Raw genomic sequence first — 1,148 nt, 5'->3', positions numbered from 1 at the left:
ACTATCCGTGCTGACTTCGCTAGCAGCATTGACGAAAACGCGGTTCATGGTTCAGATTCAGCTGAGTCAGCCGCACGTGAAATCAGCTACTTCTTCAGCGATGATGAAGTTCGTACACGTACGCGCTAATAATTATTATTAATATCCGCTTATGATATTGAGCGTTAATCATTAGTATTGTAAGGACGGCTTATACTCAACTGGGTATAAGCCGTTTGCGCTATTACTGAACTTTTTTGTATTTTTTTGAATATGCTATTATTAACCAGTCTATGTTTAAGCTTATCGGTTGTTTTTGTTGAAATTTATTATTATGTCCCTCATTATTAATTTTCAATCATTTAATTAGCGTTATCAATCCCTTATCAGTACATTGTCGCTGTAGATAATCATTTGTATTTTATAACTGACAAAGTTTGCGCTCATAGCGGATTGCTCAATGTAGCATTTAATTGTATTACTACGCTCATGGCTTAGGCCAAAAGGTTACTTATTATGTCAACTATTCAAGCTCCTACTCAGCACGTGCCTACTAAGCTTACTAATAGCATTAAGTTGGTAGATGAAGCGCAGGCAAGAACTAATCTATTAGGTATGACGCAAGCACAGCTCGCTGATTACTTTAAGAGCATCGGTGAAAAACCATTTCGTGCCACTCAAGTGATTAAGTGGATTTATCAGCACGGGGTGACTGATTTTGAGCAGATGACCAATCTAAGTAAGTCGTTGCGCGACAAGTTGTCTATGCACGCCTGCGTAACCCCGCCAAAGGTTATTCATCGTCAATATAGTGATGATGGTACCCGTAAATGGGTGTTTGAGGTCACTGGGGGCTCATTGGTTGAGACGGTGCTAATCCCAGCAGATGATAGTAAAGCAAATGGCCGTAAAACGTTGTGTGTGTCTTCACAAGTCGGCTGTGCATTGGACTGTAGTTTTTGTAGTACAGGTAAACAAGGCTTTGAGCGTGATTTGAGCGTCGCTGAGATTATCGGGCAGTTGTGGGTCGCCAACGCTTCTTATATGGCAGACGAAAACGACAGCTTAGAAAACGTCGATCATAGCTTATGGGAGAACAACGTGACCAACGTTGTCATGATGGGCATGGGTGAGCCATTATTGAATTATAAACCAGTGGTCAGCTCGAT

1 protein-coding gene and 1 pseudogene are annotated in these 1,148 nt (G+C 41.2%); both read left to right on the top strand.

Features of this window, described 5'->3' with window-relative positions; translation table 11 throughout:
* The coding region (locus ACS8FD_RS15975) for a nucleoside-diphosphate kinase (protein ID WP_439276570.1) at nucleotides 1-129 on the top strand (129 nt) is incomplete at its 5' end.
* A gap of 366 nt (nucleotides 130-495) precedes the next feature.
* A pseudogene (locus ACS8FD_RS15970) lies at nucleotides 496-1,148 on the top strand (23S rRNA (adenine(2503)-C(2))-methyltransferase RlmN); the annotation flags it as partial.

The sequence above is a fragment of the Psychrobacter sp. 1U2 genome (assembly GCF_051847575.1).
The sequence above is the reverse complement of the archived record's forward strand: the minus strand, read 5'-3'. Positions and strand labels throughout refer to the sequence as shown.